This is a genomic window from Denitrobacterium detoxificans, from assembly GCF_001643775.1.
Taxonomy (GTDB): domain Bacteria; phylum Actinomycetota; class Coriobacteriia; order Coriobacteriales; family Eggerthellaceae; genus Denitrobacterium; species Denitrobacterium detoxificans.
On sequence record NZ_CP011402.1, the window covers coordinates 193,871 to 207,730 of the forward strand.

Below are 13,860 nucleotides of genomic sequence, written 5' to 3' on the forward strand. Positions count from 1 at the left end.
GAGGAGCTCATATGGCGAAAATGCTCTATCAGGGTCATGGGTCCTATCGTTTCACGCTTGAAGATGGCACGTTGGTGTACGTCGATCCGTTTGCGGGCGAGGGCTACGATGTGCCTGCGAGTCTCGTTTTGGTCACGCACGAGCACTTCGACCACAACCAGGTCGATCGGATGCCCCATGCTCCGGGTTGCCGCGTCCTGCGTGCTGCCGATTTTCAGCCCGCTCCTGGCGAATACCGTACGTTCGACGTATGCGGCGTGCATATCCAGCCCGTTCAGGCATGCAACGAGAATCACCCGGTAGACGAGTGCGTGGGCTTGGTGCTTTCCTTCGATGGGCTGCGCTTTTACGCTTCCGGCGACACCAGCACTACCGATGACATGCGTTCGGGGAAGCTGGCTGCCATGGCTCTCGACTACGCCGTGTTCCCGGGCGATGGCTTCTACAACATGAGCGTGGAAGAAGCCAGCGCGTGCGCGGCTTTGGTGGGTGCGCGTCACAGCATGCCCGTGCATTTGGTTCCCATGAGCGGTGAGCCCACGCCCGAAACGCTCTTCGACGAGGGCAAGGCCCAGGCGTTTCATGCGGAGGGGCGCATTATCTTGCACCCGGGGCAGGAACTCGATTTGTAGGGCGTCGCGCTGCGGCATACTTGCCGTTCGTTGTTCTATTTTTCTTTTGCGTGCTATAGCCTTCGATTCATTCAATTTGCCATAGGCGTCGGTAACGCATCAGCGGCGGGTGTATATGCCCGCCGTATACTTTGTGCGGACCGCCCCATAGGCGGGCGGCATCATGCAGGCAGAGCGCAGGGAGAGGCCTATGCAAGCAGCGTATCCGCACATTTTCGAGCCCTTCACCGTACGGCATATGACAGCCAAGAACCGCATCGTCATGGCGCCCATGGGAACGAACTTCGCCAAGTGCTCCGGCGAGCTTTCCGAGGAGCATATCGCCTACTACGAGCAGCGTGCCAAGGGTGGCACGGGCATCATCATCTTGGAAAACGTGGATATCGACTACCCGCAGGGCAGTAATGGAACCACGCAGCTGCGCATCGACCGCGATACGTTCATGCCGCGCCTGTACGAGCTGTGCGAGGCAGTGCATCGTCACGGCGCCTGCATTGCGGTGCAGATCAACCATGCTGGTGCTGCCACTATGGAACGTCGTATTGGCTGTCAGCCCATTTCCGCATCCGATATCCCCAGCAAGGCGGGTGGCGAGGTTCCACGCCCCATGACGGTTGAGGAAATCAAGCATGTGGTGAAGAAGTTCGGCGAGGCGGCGAAGCGCGCCCAGGCGTGCGGGTTCGATGCCGTGGAGATTCACGCTGGGCATAGCTATCTGCTCTCACAGTTCCTTTCGCCTCTTACCAATCATCGCGAAGATGAATACGGCGGCAGTCCCGAAAATCGCGCTCGCATCGTGACCGAGGTCGTGCAGGAAGTGCGTGCCCAGGTGGGGCCCTTCTTCCCGATCTTCATCCGTCTTTCGGCCGATGAGCTCATGGAAGGCGGCAATACGCTGGAGGACTGCATCGAGTACCTGCAGTACTTCCAGGAGGAAGTGGACGTATTCGACGTGTCTGCTGGCCTGGCGGGTGCCATCCAGCTGCAAATCGATATCGACTACAAGCCCGATGGATGGCGTGCGTATATGGCCCGTGCGTTGAAGGATGCCTATGGCAAGCCGTGCATTACCATGGGCAACATTCGCAAGCCCCAGGTGGCAGAGGACATCCTGGCGCGCGGCGATGCTGACCTCATTGGCATGGGCCGTGGCCTTATTGCCGACCCGTATTGGGTGAACAAGGTGGAAGATGGGCGCATCGAGGATATTCGCACGTGCATTTCGTGCAACATTGGCTGCGCAGGCCATCGCATTGGCTTGAATCAGCCCATGCGCTGCACAGTGAACCCCGACTTGTTCCACGATGACGCCTATCGCGAGATGCAGGTGAAGAAGCCCTGCAACGTGGTGGTCATAGGTGGCGGCACGACGGGCCTGGAAGCCGCTTGCACGGCAGCTGAAGTGGGTTGCACCACGTTCCTCATTGAGGAGAAGGACGAGCTGGGCGGTTTGGCGGCCACCATTTCCCGCATCCCCGAGAAGGACCGCATCATGGACTTCCCGCGCTACCTAATAACCCGCGCGAAGAAGCTGCATAACCTGTTCATCTTTACGGGCAAGCCGGCTACGGTCGATTTCGTGCGCAGCTTGAACCCTGACATCGTGGTGAATTCCACGGGTTCTAATCCCACGTTGCCTCCCATTACGGGACTGAAGTATCGCGTAGACAAGCATGGTACGCGTGTGGCCACGGCGCTGAAGATGATCGAGCGCATCAATGGGTATCCGCAGGATATGACGGGCATGAAGGTGGCCATCATTGGCGGCGGCGCGACGGGCTTGGATATCATGAGCCTGTTTGCCCCGCGTGGCGCAGAGGTTACCATCATCGAACGCTCTCCTGCAATTGGCGCGGGCCTCGACCCGGTAACCAAGAGTGACACGGCGAACAAGCTGGCGAAATACAACGTCAAGCAGATGACGCGCACGGCGCTTCAGGAAGTGCGCGACGACGAGTTCGTGGTGGAAACCCTCGAGGGCGAAAAGATGGTCGTGCCCTTCGACTATGGTTTTGTGGCGCTGGGCATGCGTTCGAACAACCCTGTCCTTGCTGCGCTACAAGAGGCGTTTGCGGGGACCAACGTGGTCTTGTACAACATTGGCGACAGCAAACGTGCACGTCAGATCATTCACGGCACCATGGAAGGCCGCGACATCATCAGCGTGTTGCAGCGGCATCAGTTCCTCTAAGACGTGCGCTATAGCGAATGGATGGCGGCGGGCTTCGGCTCGCCGCCTTTGCGTTAGAGCAGCTCTTCCAGGCTATGCACGGCTACGGTAGCCGCGGCCTGCAGGTCTTCGAAGGGATGCGAGGTGTTGTTGGGGTCGAAGGCGCCCACCGTGCGGATGCCCGCACGCGTCATGGTGTTCACGGCGTAGACCGCATCATCGAAGCCCCAGGTTGTTTCCGGAGTGGAGCCCATGGTCGCCATGGCGTGCTCGTAGATGGCGGTTTCTTCCTTGGTCATGCCCAGCTCGTCGGTAGTGCAGATCTCGGCGAAGAACGAGGCGAGTCCCCAGCGCTCGAGCCCCGCCTGCACGTAGCGCTTCGGGCTGCTGGTAACCACGCAGCAGGGAATGCCCTGTTCCTGGGCGCGTTCGAGCATGGCGCGCACGCCGGGCAGCACCTCGACGCGCTCGCGGTAGAACGAAAGGAGCACGTTGTCCTCGATGGCGAGGACGTCTTCGGTGCTTTCGCCGACGCCGTATTTCTCATGCCACAACGCGGCGCTCTCCTCGATGGGCAGCGCGTGGATGCTCGTGGCGTCTTCGGGGCTCACGGGGGCGTTCGCCATGCGCTGCAGGGCGTCTTCGGCCTCGTTCCATGCTTGCATGGAATCGAGGAGCGTTCCGTCGCAATCGAAGATGAATCCGCGGGTGCCGGTGAAGATGTCGGTCATGGGGATGCTCCTGATAAGTGGGCGTGTGGGTAAAAAGAAGCGCCCTCCCTGGCGTGGGAGGGCGCGTGAGGCGTTGGCCTATTTGAAGTAGGCGACGCCGCTTTCGATGATGGGTTGGAAGCTCTGGCTCGGAATGTTCTGGTACAGGCCTGCGCCGCTGCGCTCGGTGTGGCCCATCTTGCCGAAGACGCGACCGTCGGGGCTGGTGATGCCTTCGATGGCGTATGCCGAACCGCTGGGATTGGCTGCCCAGTTCATGCTGGGGTTGCCGTTTTCGTCCACGTACTGCGTGGCAATCTGGCCGGCTGCGGCCAGCTGTGCGTACAGTTCGGGCGAGATGACGAAGCGGCCTTCGCCGTTGCTGATGGGCATGGTGTGGATGTCGCCCACTTCGCATTCGGAAAGCCAGGGCGAAAGGTTGCTGGCCACGCGCGTGCGCACGATGCGGCTCTGGTGACGGCCCACGCTATTGAACGTGAGGGTGGGGCAGGTGTCGTCCATGGGGCGAATGTCGCCGTAAGGCACCAGGCCCAGCTTCACGAGCGCCTGGAAGCCGTTGCAAATGCCCAGCATCAGGCCATCGCGGTTTTGCAGCAGGTCGCGTACCGCTTCGGTGACGGCGGGCGAGCGGAAGAATGCCGTGATGAACTTGGCGGAGCCGTCGGGTTCGTCGCCGCCCGAGAAGCCGCCGGGGATCATGATGATCTGGCTGTTCTTGATGCCCTCCACGAGCGCCTTCGTGCTTTCCGCGACGGCGGCAGGCGTGAGGTTGTTGATGATGAGCGTGGTGGCTTCGGCGCCCGCGCGCTCGAAGGCAGCTGCGGTGTCGTATTCGCAGTTCGTGCCCGGGAATACGGGAATGATCACGCGCGGCTTTGCGATGGTGCCGTTGAATACGAGCGGCGTGTGGTTGTCGCTGGTCACGGCCTCGACGGTGCCTTCCTGGTTGCGGTAGGGGAACACCGGCTCGAGCTTGCCTTCCCAGGCTTCCTGCAGCTTAGCGAGCGAGATGACCTCACCTGCTGCGCTGAACTCGTAGGCTTCCGTGGTGGCGCCCACTTCGCCCACGTACAGGCTGCCCGTAGCAGCGGGAATCTCGGCGTTATCGGCAAGCTCTACGTAAAACGAACCGTACGCAGGTGCGAACAGGTCGCCGCGCTCTTCGTTGTCGTTCAGCGCAAGGCCGATGCCGTTGCCCAGGCACATCTTGAAGAGTGCTTCGGCGGCGCAGCCGTAGCCGGGCGTGGAAACGGCCAGTGCGGCCTTGGAGCCAATGAGCTCTTCCACCATGTCGAATGCCGCGAGCAGGTCTTCCACGTCGGGCGTGAGGTTGTCTTCTTGATAGGCGGGGCGAATCTCGATGACGCGGTGACCAGCGCCCTTGAATTCGGGGCTGGTGATGCGATCTTCCTTGCCACAGCCCGTGCAGAAGCTTACCAGCGTGGGCGGCACGTCGATGTCTTCGAAGCTGCCGCTCATGGAGTCCTTGCCGCCAATGGAGCCAACGCCCAGGTCGACCTGGGCCATCAGGGCGCCCAGTACGGCCTGCGCGGGCTTGCCCCAGCGTTCCGGGCTGGTGCGCAGCTTCTCGAAGTATTCCTGGAATGACAGATAGGCATTCGCGCGCTGGAAGCCGGCGGCCACGAATTTGGCCACGCTTTCCACCACGGAAAGGTACGCGCCCGTGAACTGGTTCGCTTCCATGATGAAGGGGTTGAAGCCCCAGGCCATGCCGCTGACGGTATGGGTCTCGCCGAACACGGGGAGCTTGGCTGCCATGGCCATGGCAGGCGTGAGCTGGCGCGCACCGCCAAAGGGCATGAGGGCGGTTGCCGCGCCGATGGTGCTATCGAAGCGCTCTACCAGGCCCTTCTTGCCGCAGACGTTCAGGTCGGTAACGAGCGAGGTCATGCGCTCGGCCAGGGTGTCGCCTTCCCAGCTGGGGGCGTACGTGTTGCCAGCGCACAGATGCGCGGTCTGGTGCTTGGGTGCGCCATTGCTGGCCAGGAACTCGCGGCTTACGTCCACGATGGCCTTGCCATTCCAGTCGATGCGCACGCGGGCGTCGGCGGTAACGGTGGCGACGGGCGTGGCCTCCAGGTTTTCCTCCTTGGCGTAGGCCAGGAATTCCTGCACGTCGGAAGCGTCCAGAGCCACGGCCATACGCTCCTGGCTTTCGGAAATGGCAAGCTCGGTGCCGTCGAGGCCGTCGTACTTCTTCGGAACTGCGTTCAGGTTCACATGCAGGCCGTCGGCCAGTTCGCCGATGGCAACGCTCACGCCACCTGCGCCGAAGTCATTGCAGCGCTTGATGAGGCGGCAGGCATCGCCGCGGCGGAACAGGCGCTGCAGCTTGCGCTCGACGGGCGCGTTGCCCTTCTGCACTTCCGCGCCGTCCTTTTCCAGCGACTGCGTGTTGTGGGCCTTGGAGGAACCCGTTGCGCCGCCGATGCCGTCACGGCCGGTGCGGCCGCCGAGCAGCACGATGACGTCGCCCGGGGCGGGCGTCTCGCGGCGTACGTGGTTGGCGGGCGTGGCGGCGACAACGGCGCCGATTTCCATGCGCTTCGCCATGTACCCCGGATGGTAGATCTCGTCTACCTGGCCCGTGGCCAGGCCAATCTGGTTGCCATAGCTGGAATAGCCCGCGGCAGCCGTGGTGACAATCTTGCGCTGCGGCAGCTTGCCGGGCAGCGTTTCGGAAACGGGAGCCAGCGGGTTCGCGGCACCCGTTACGCGCATTGCCTGGTAGACGTAGCTGCGGCCCGAAAGTGGGTCGCGGATGGCGCCGCCCACGCAGGTGGCAGCCCCGCCGAAGGGTTCGATTTCGGTGGGGTGGTTATGCGTTTCGTTCTTGAACAGGAAGAGCCAGTCTTCGTCGACGCCGTTCACGTCGACCTTCACCTTCACGGTGCAGGCGTTGATTTCCTCGCTCTCGTCGAGGCCGGTAAGGACGCCCTTGGCCTTCAGGTACTTTGCGCCGATGGTGCCCATGTCCATGAGGCAGATGGGCTTTTCGGTGCGGCCGAGCTCCTCGCGCATTTCCAAGTAACGGTTGAATGCCTGGCGGACCGTTTCGTCGTCGATCTGCACTTCGTCGAGCTGCGTGCCGAACGTGGTGTGACGGCAGTGGTCGCTCCAGTAGGTGTCGATCATCTTGATTTCCGTGATGGTGGGGCAGCGGCCCTCTTCGCGGAAGTATTCCTGGCAGAAGGCGATGTCGGCGAGGTCCATGGCCAGGCCGCGGTCGGCGATGAACGCGGAAAGCTCTTCCTCGCTCATTTCCAGGAAGCCGTCGAGCACTTCCACGGGGCCAGGCTCGGGGTAGTTGCCTGCGAGCGTTTCCACGGTATCGAGCGAGGCTTCGCGCGCTTCCACGGGGTTGATGACGTAGCCCTTGATGCGGTCGATGTCGGCCTGGGAAAGCGAGCCTTCCAGCAGGTATACCTTGGCGCTGCGGACCGCAAGGCGCTCGCCCTGGCTGATGAGCTGAATGCATTCGCTGGCGCTGTTTGCGCGCTGGTCGAACTGGCCAGGCAGGAATTCCACGGCGAATACGGCTGCGGCGTCCGTGCATTCATCGTGCAGGGAGCGATAGACGACGTCGCTCTGGGGCTCGCTGAATACGGTGGGGATGCAGGATTCGAACAGGTCTTCCGCCGCACCCTCGACATCGTAGCGGTTCACGAGGCGCAGGCCACTCAGGCCGCTGACCCCCAAGATGTCCTGAAGCTCGTGCAGAAGCTGCTGCGCTTCCACATCGAAGCCGGGTTTTTTCTCGACGTAGATACGTGAAACCATGTGGAGCCTTTCGTTGTGGTTTCGTTGGGCAAACGTACGCGCGTGATGCGCAACTAGTTGTTCTTCGCTTTTAGCTTTTCCCACTCGCGGTCGATGTCTTCCTGAGTGAGGTTTTCCCATTCCTTGTGGTAGCGGCCGTCGGAGTCGTATGCCGCGGGGTTGCGGCGCGCAACCATCCAGGAGCGATGCTTTTGCTGGAAGTACGTGACTGCCATGACCAGGATGAGCGCGACGACCATGATGATCGTCTTCGCGAGCTGGTCGGGCACGATGAAGTAGGCGATGAATGCCGCGAGAGTTGCCGCTGCAAACAGGTTGCGACGGAGCGCAAATGGGTTCTTTTCCTGCTCGGCGGATTGACGATTCTTCTGTTCTGCCATGTTGAACCAATCTATGTGGAGTACGATGAAAACATTCTACGACAAGGAACTGGGGGAAGAATCGTGAAGAACCGTACGTGCAAATGGGCTACATGGTTTGCCGTGGCAATGCTTGCCGTCTGCGCGCTCGTTGGGTGCGCCTCGTCGTCCACTGCCTCTTCGCAGGACGATGTGGATGCCGTGGCTACGGCGGGCGTGTCCGATTCCGGCGCTTCTTCCGTTGCGGGCAATCAGGCCTCTTCCGAGCCCACTTATAATGCGCAAGACGATACGCGCGCTCAGGAATTTGCCGTCGATCCGAACGCCAACACCGAATGGCGTACGAAGACTGACGGAACCAAGACCATTTGGCTCACCTTCGACGATGGCCCTTCCGAGAACACCCAGAAGGTGCTCGATATCCTGAATAAGTACAACGTAAAGGCGACCTTCTTCGTTACGGGCATCAAGCCCGATTACGCCTACATGATCAAGAAGGCCTACGAGCAGGGCAACACCATTGGCCTGCATACCTATTCGCACGACTACGCAACCGTCTATGCGTCGGAAAGCGCGTACTTCGACGATTTGGATGCTGTGGGGGCTTTGGTGAAGGAGCAGATTGGCTACGTGCCGTGTTTCATTCGCTTCCCAGGAGGCTCGTCCAATGCCATTTCCGCGGAATACACGAAGGGCATTATGAGCGAGCTCGTAAACGACGTGCAGGATAGGGGCTACCAGTACTTCGACTGGAACATCAGCTGTGGTGATGGTGCTTCGGGCCATACTGCCGAAGAGCTCGCCGAAGCCGCGTGCGATGGCGACGATTACACGAATATCGTGCTGCTCATGCACGATTCTGCGGGGCATGAGGCCACGGTGGAGGCGCTCCCCACCATCATCGAGCACTACCAGTCGCTGGGCTATACGTTCAAGGCCATCGACCGCAGCGCTCTGGCCAGCCATCATGGCGTAAACAACTAGCGCTTCCCTTTGCGAGCGCATGAAAATGCCCCGCTTGCCATGCTGTGCGGCAAGCGGGGCATTGTTGCGTTAGGGTTTGCGGCTGGGCGCTAGCTTACGTGAACGAGCGAGAAGATGTCGCAGTCGGTGGCTTCACGTACGACCTTGCGCGGGTTCAGGTAGTCAAGCTCCATGAGGAAGGCCATGCCCACGAGGGTAGCGCCAAACTTGGAGAGCAGCTTTGCCTGGGCTACGGCCGTGCCGCCCGTGGCAATAAGGTCGTCGACTAGCAGCACGCGGTCGTCCTTCGTGATGGCGTCGGTGTGCACCTGCAGTTCATCGGAACCGTATTCCAGGCCGTATTCCTGCGAGTAGACTTCGCGCGGCAGCTTGCCGGGCTTGCGCATGGGGACCAGGCCAGCGTTCAGCTTGTATGCAACGGGAGCGGCGATGATGAAACCGCGCGCCTCGGCGCCTACGACCTTGGTAATGCCCTGGTTGATGAAGTGGTTGGATAGCTCGTCCACGGCGCGCTGAAACCCTTCGGCGTCGCGCAGGAGCGTGGTGATGTCCTTGAAGATGACGCCCGGTTGCGGGTAATCGGGGATGCTGACGATCTTGTCGTTGAAGTCGTATGCGGCCATGATGGTCCTTCCTGCGATAATAATCCGCGGCTATTTTCGCACGTTTTCACCCGCAAGGCAGGCAGATGCGCAAAGTGCGCACGAGTTCATTGTACGTTCGTGCTGGCGGCTGCGCCATAAGGTGGTTTGCTGGGTCGATGCGTCTATTTGAATAGGTTGTTCGTGCGGAAGTACAAAATGGCTCCCGCCATGCCCACTACGGCGAGCCCCAGGGGCAGAAGGCATGTGTTGGTAAGGGGCAGGCCCTCTACGTTCATGCCGTAGAAGCTGAAGATGATGGTGGGTATGGCCAGCACGATGGTCACGATGGTGAGCGTTCGCATGACCAGGTTCAGGTTGTTGCTTATGACGCTCGAAAACGTGTCCATGGTGCCGTTCAGAATGCTGCTGTACACCGTGCACATCTCGATGGCCTGGCGAATCTCGATGAACACGTCGTCGAGCAGGTCCTTGTCGTCTTCATATAGGCGCACGACGCGGCCCGATTGGATGCGCGAGAGCGTGGTTTCGTCGCCACGTAGCGAGGTGCTGAAGTACACGAGCGATTTTTCCAAGCCCAGCATTTTCACGAGTTCGCTGTTGCGCATGGTTTGGTGCAGGATCTTTTCGTTCTTGGTGAACTGGCGGTTGATGCTGCGCAGGTAGCGCAGGTAGCGCTGCACGGTGTTCGAGAAGATCTGCAGCAGAAAGCGCGTGCGCTGATGCGTGTTGAAATCGGCAACCTTGCCCACGGCGAACAGGCTCAGCGTGGGGTTCTCCTTCAAGCTGATGGTGACGATCATGTCTTGCGCGCGTAGGAACAGCACCGTAAGCGGATGCGTGTCGTACTGCGTCATGAGGGGGTCTTCGGCTTCCGCTGCGTCTTCGATGAAGGGGCAGTCGATGATGACGAGCGTCTGGCCCGTGTCCTCGTCGTAGTCGACGTGCGAAGTCTCTTCGTCGTCGAGGGCCGACTTCACGAATTCGTCGATGACGCCCAGTTCCTCTTCCAGCCAGGCGCGATCTTCGGCCGTGGGGGAGGTGACGTTTACCCAGCAACCGGCTTCGGGTTCTTCGATGGCGTGCGTACCCGTTTCATCGGTGAGGAAACACTCGATCACCGTGCACTCCTTTCGCCTGGTTTCTGGACGCACCGATTATACATGAGCGCGGCAACGCGGTGCGGCCTGACGGGTGCGTGCGGGGCGCCTGGCATGCCGACAGCGTTGTCGCCCCTGTTCGTGCGCCTGTTTGCCGATGTCGCGGCTGTGGAGATTGCCGTTGGGGCAAATATGCGACTCCGTGGAGCGCCCTCTTCGCGTATGATGTACGGAAAACGGTTAGGCATGGCTAATTATAGGAGGCCACAGCGTGGCTCAGGCGTATTTGGACATTCGGAATCTGAAAAAGCACTACGGGGAAGGGGAGGCGCTCCTGCAGGTGCTGCGCGGTATCGACGTACAGCTCGAGCGCGGCGAAATATGCGTGCTGCTGGGGCCCAGCGGTTCGGGCAAATCGACCTTCTTGAACATGGTGGGCGGCTTGGAACCCGCTGATAGCGGTTCCATTGTGGTGAACGGCACCAACATCGCGACGCTTCCCGACAAGAAGCTCGTGGAGTATCGCCGCAAGGAGCTTGGCTTCGTCTTTCAGTTCTACAACCTTGTCCCCGACCTTACCGTTCAGGAAAACATCGAGGTTTGCGCGTATCTCTCGAAGAACCCCCTGCCTATGAAGCCGCTGCTGGAATCGCTGGGGCTGTACGAGCATCGTCATAAGTTTCCGCATCAGATTTCAGGTGGGCAGCAGCAGCGTTGCGCAATCGGTCGCGCATTGGTGAAGAACCCGGGTTTGCTTTTGTGCGACGAGCCCACCGGCGCGCTTGACTACAAGACGAGCAAGGAAATCCTGCAGCTCATGGAAGAAGTGAACCAGCAATATGGCTGCACGATCGTCATCGTTACGCATAATGACGCCATTCGCCATATGGCGCATCGCGTGCTGCGTCTGCGCGATGGCGTGATGGCGGAGGATTCCGTGAATGAGCATGTGCTTCCCGCCATGCAGCTGGAGTGGTAGCATGCGCAACCCACTGCATAAGAGGTTTCCCCGCGAGCTTCGAAACAACATAGGCAAATACCTGGGCATGTTCCTGATGATGATGTTTGCCGTGGCGTTTACGTCGGGCTTCATGATGGCCGCCAACAGCATCGTTGTCATTGGCGATGGCATGCGCGATGCGTACGTAATTGAGGATGGGCACTTCGTTGTCGATTTCCAGGCCGACGAAGATTCCATTGCCGATGTGGAGGCCCTAGGGTGCACGGTGTACCAGGACTTTTACAACAATGTGCCGTTGTCGCTTCCCGAGACGGCTTCGGGCCAGCTCACCGACTTGACCGTGCGCCTATATCAGAATCGTACCCAGGTGAACTTGGCATCGTATGCACAGGGGTGCGAGCCCACTCAGGCGAACGAAATCGCGCTTGATCGCGTGTTCTGCGCCAATCACGATCTTTCCGTGGGTGATTCGGTCACGGTGAACGGGCAGGAGTTCGTAATCAGCGGCATCATGACGCTGCCCGATTACCAGGCCCTCTTCGAGAAGAACTCGAACTTCATCTTCAACGCCATCACGTTTAGCGTTGCTCAGGTGACGCCTGAAGCCTACGAGGCCATTGGGTCGGCGGGGCAGACGTTCAACTACTCGTTCGTGATGAACGATCGCTCCCTCGATAAGCCCACGCGCGTGGACATCGAGGAGGAGATGATGAAGACGCTCTCGAGTGATGGCGAGACGCTTTCTGACTTCATCGACTACGAGGACAACCAGGGTATTGGCTACGCCACCGACGATGCCGCTCACGACCAGGTTATGTGGATGGTGCTCGTTATCATCTTGGTGGTCATCATGGCGTTCGTGTTCGTGGTGCTCACGGGTGCCACCATTGAAGCGGAAAGTGCGGTTATCGGCACGCTGCTGGCAAGCGGATGGCGCAAGGGCGAGTTGCTCCGCCATTATCTTGCTCTGCCCGTTATCTGCGGTTTCGTTGCGTGTTCGTTGGGGCTCGTGCTGGGTATCACCGTCATGGAAGAGCCCATGGCGGGGCTGTACTACAACAGCTACAGCTTGCCGCCATATCACCTTATCTGGAGCTGGCGCATCGTCTTCCTCACGACAATCGTGCCGTTCCTGCTCCTTTCGGGCATTACGTTGTTTGGCCTGATGCGGAAGCTGGGAAATACGCCCTTGCAGTTCCTAAGGCGCGAAGTGGCGCACAAGTCGCGTCGCCATAGCCTGCACCTGCCGGATGGGCTGACGTATCCTACGCGATTCCGCCTGCGCGTGCTCATTCGCAACCTTTCGCACTTCATTACGCTCTTCGCGGGCATTTTGTTCGCGAGCCTGCTTCTTCTGTTCGGCACGTGCATGTTGCCCGTGGTGCAGAATTACGCCAGCCAGATGCGCGACAACGTTGCCGCGCAATATGAGTACGTGCTGAAGACGCCGCTCGAGCTGCAGGGGACGAGCTCCGATCGTGCTGCGTATGCTGCGGCGGAAGATATCGCGTACAGCGACAATGCGCTCGACGGCTTTGGCGATTACGGCTACTTCAGCGATATGATCCGCGCCATGTCCGTGGACGAGGATGCCACGCCTGTGAATACGCTCGAGAATTCCAGCGAGGCAATTGCCCAGGTCGAGAAGTTCGCCATGGCCACGGTCGAGATTGAGCGTGCGTTCGGCGGCGAGAGCGAAGAGGTCACCATCTACGGCATCCAGCCTGATTCGGCTTATTGGCAGGGCTTGGACATTGGCGATGGGAAGATCGTGGCCACCAAGGGTCTTGCCGAGAAGACGAAGCTCGAAGTGGGGCAGAGCGTAAGCGCGTACGATGCGCGCGAGGGCGAAGCGTACGACTTGTGCATCACGAGTGCCACCGAGAGCGAAACCGACATGTCCCTCTATATGAGCATCGACGATTTCAACCAGCTCTTTGGCAATGACGCCGACTACTTCAATGCATATGCGAGCAACGAACCTCTTCAGATTGACGAGCGCTTCGTGGCGAGCGTCATAACGCCCGATGAGATGGACAAGATCGCCGATCAGCTTGTTGACTCCATGGGCAGCATCATGCAGATGATGATGGCCGTGGCGGTGCCGGTGTACCTCATCTTGGTATATCTGCTCACCAAAACGGTTATCGACCGCAGTGCCCGCAGCATTTCGTACATGAAGGTGTTTGGCTATCGGGCGCGCGAGGTGAATGGGCTCTATATCCGCCCCATCACGTATGTCGTCCTGGGCTCGCTTGTGGTGTCGATGCCCATTATCGTGAGCATGCTTACGGTTCTCATGAAGGTTGTGTTCATGAGCTATTCGGGCAATTTTCCCTTGGTGATTCCTGCGAGCAATTACGTCTTGCTGTTCGTCGTTGGCGTGGTGGCGTACGCGTTCGTGGCGTTCCTGCATGTGCGTAGGGTTAAGCGCGTGCCTTTGGAATTGGCCATGAAGATTTCCGAATAGCCCGTTTTCAGGGCAAAAGAAAGGAGGGCTCGGCGTGACCGGGCCCTCCT

The 13,860-nt window shown here is 59.9% G+C and carries 10 protein-coding genes; 5 read left to right on the forward strand and 5 right to left on the reverse strand.

The genetic code is table 11. The features are described 5' to 3' along the window. The first annotated feature begins 11 nt into the window (after window positions 1–11). Window positions 12–632: an MBL fold metallo-hydrolase gene (locus tag AAY81_RS00625; RefSeq protein ID WP_066660092.1), complete on the forward strand. Its 621-nt coding sequence runs from the start codon at window positions 12–14 to the stop codon at window positions 630–632. A gap of 190 nt (window positions 633–822) precedes the next feature. Further along, a complete protein-coding gene (locus AAY81_RS00630) occupies window positions 823–2,823 on the forward strand; it encodes an oxidoreductase (protein ID WP_066660105.1) in 2,001 nt (666 codons plus the stop codon). A 53-nt stretch (window positions 2,824–2,876) separates the two neighbouring features. Here AAY81_RS00630 and AAY81_RS00635 read toward each other — a convergent pair whose 3' ends face one another. The 3 genes from AAY81_RS00635 to AAY81_RS00645 all read right to left on the reverse strand — a co-directional run bounded on the left by AAY81_RS00635 (window position 2,877) and on the right by AAY81_RS00645 (window position 7,714). Next, on the reverse strand, window positions 2,877–3,533 hold the full coding sequence (locus tag AAY81_RS00635; protein WP_066660108.1) for an HAD family hydrolase: 657 nt from the start codon (window positions 3,531–3,533) through the stop codon (window positions 2,877–2,879). A 78-nt stretch (window positions 3,534–3,611) separates the two neighbouring features. Continuing rightward, complete coding sequence (locus AAY81_RS00640) at window positions 3,612–7,334, reverse strand: phosphoribosylformylglycinamidine synthase (RefSeq protein WP_066660111.1); 3,723 nt, start codon at window positions 7,332–7,334, stop codon at window positions 3,612–3,614. Between the two features lie 53 nt (window positions 7,335–7,387). Continuing rightward, complete coding sequence (locus tag AAY81_RS00645) at window positions 7,388–7,714, reverse strand: hypothetical protein (RefSeq protein WP_066660116.1); 327 nt, start codon at window positions 7,712–7,714, stop codon at window positions 7,388–7,390. 63 nt (window positions 7,715–7,777) lie between these two features. On the opposite strand from AAY81_RS00645, the gene AAY81_RS00650 reads away from it, so the two are divergent. Then, entirely contained in the window at window positions 7,778–8,677 is a 900-nt protein-coding gene (locus AAY81_RS00650; protein WP_066660120.1) for a polysaccharide deacetylase family protein, read from the forward strand. A gap of 89 nt (window positions 8,678–8,766) precedes the next feature. Here AAY81_RS00650 and AAY81_RS00655 read toward each other — a convergent pair whose 3' ends face one another. Beyond that, entirely contained in the window at window positions 8,767–9,300 is a 534-nt protein-coding gene (locus AAY81_RS00655; protein ID WP_066660123.1) for an adenine phosphoribosyltransferase, read from the reverse strand. A 143-nt stretch (window positions 9,301–9,443) separates the two neighbouring features. Then, window positions 9,444–10,400, reverse strand: a complete 957-nt coding sequence (locus AAY81_RS00660; RefSeq protein ID WP_066660124.1) for a magnesium transporter CorA family protein — start codon at window positions 10,398–10,400, stop codon at window positions 9,444–9,446. A 250-nt stretch (window positions 10,401–10,650) separates the two neighbouring features. On the opposite strand from AAY81_RS00660, the gene AAY81_RS00665 reads away from it, so the two are divergent. After that, window positions 10,651–11,358 (forward strand): ABC transporter ATP-binding protein, encoded by a 708-nt coding sequence (locus AAY81_RS00665; protein ID WP_066660125.1) that lies wholly within the window; start codon window positions 10,651–10,653, stop codon window positions 11,356–11,358. 67 nt (window positions 11,359–11,425) lie between these two features. After that, window positions 11,426–13,810, forward strand: a complete 2,385-nt coding sequence (locus AAY81_RS00670; RefSeq protein WP_240480599.1) for an ABC transporter permease — start codon at window positions 11,426–11,428, stop codon at window positions 13,808–13,810. The last annotated feature ends 50 nt before the right edge of the window (window positions 13,811–13,860 follow it).